Source organism: Mesorhizobium sp. M1329, assembly GCF_040318035.1.
GTDB lineage: Bacteria > Pseudomonadota > Alphaproteobacteria > Rhizobiales > Rhizobiaceae > Mesorhizobium.
On the sequence record NZ_JAMYLN010000091.1, the window covers coordinates 1 to 935 of the forward strand.

Here is a 935-nt window from a genome sequence, read left to right on the forward strand (position 1 = left end):
CTTCGGTCGCGGGTCTTGAAGGCTTCGGACGAGGGCATGTCGGCGCGGCAAGCGGCGGCGCGGTTCGGCGTGGGAGTGTCCAGCGCGATCCGCTGGATTGCGCGGGCGAAGATCGGCGAACTGGCGCCACGCCCGCAGGGCCGCCGCCGCGCCTCCAGCCTCGATGCGCATGAAGCCTTCATCGTCGGGCTGATCGAGGAGCGCAAGGACATCACGCTGAACGAGATGGTGGAGCGGCTCGTCGCCGAGCAGTCAGTGCGGATCAGCCGCAGCGCCTTGAGCGCCTGGCTTCGCGGTCACGGCTGGACATTCAAAAAAAGTCCGCGCACGCACTGGAGCAGGGTCGCCTCGACATCCTGAAGCGGCGCCGGGACTGGTTCGACGGCCAGCTCGATCTTGATCCGGCGAAGCTCGTGTTCATCGATGAGACTGGCCTCTCCACAAAGATGGCCCGCCTGCGTGGAAGAGCGCCGCGCGGCGAGCGCTGCCGGGCCGGCGTGCCGCATGGCCACTGGAAGACCACGACCTTCACCGGAGCGCTGCGGCTGACGGGCATGACTGCGCCCTTCGTCTACGACGGCGCCATGAACGGCAACGTGTTCCTGGCCTATGTCGAGCAGGTGCTGGTCCCTACATTGTCGGAGGGCGACGTAGTGGTCATGGACAACCTGCCCGCCCACAAGGCCGCCGGCGTGCGCGACGCGATTGAGGCCGCAGGCGCGAGCCTGCTCTACTTGCCGCCCTACAGTCCCGACTTCAATCCGATTGAGAACGCCTTCGCCAAACTCAAGGCGCTGCTGCGAGCAAAGGCCGAGAGAACCATCAAGGCTCTCTGGGACGCGGTCGGCGCGGTCGTCGACCTCTTCACCCCAGCCGAATGCGCCAACTACTTCAAAGCCGCAGGATATGAACCGGATTAAACAGGACGTGCTCTA

The 935-nt window shown here is 65.7% G+C and carries 1 protein-coding gene; it reads left to right on the plus strand.

Translation table 11 applies throughout. The annotated features are described in order from the left end of the window. Nucleotides 1-920, plus strand: a protein-coding gene (locus NKH21_RS32690; protein ID WP_352870027.1) for an IS630 family transposase whose coding sequence is annotated in 2 segments (ribosomal slippage) — nucleotides 1-313 and nucleotides 313-920 — 921 coding nt annotated over the 2 segments. Because the reading frame shifts where the segments join, the coding sequence is not laid out codon by codon here. This gene is flagged as partial in the annotation. Nucleotides 921-935 lie beyond the last annotated feature (15 nt).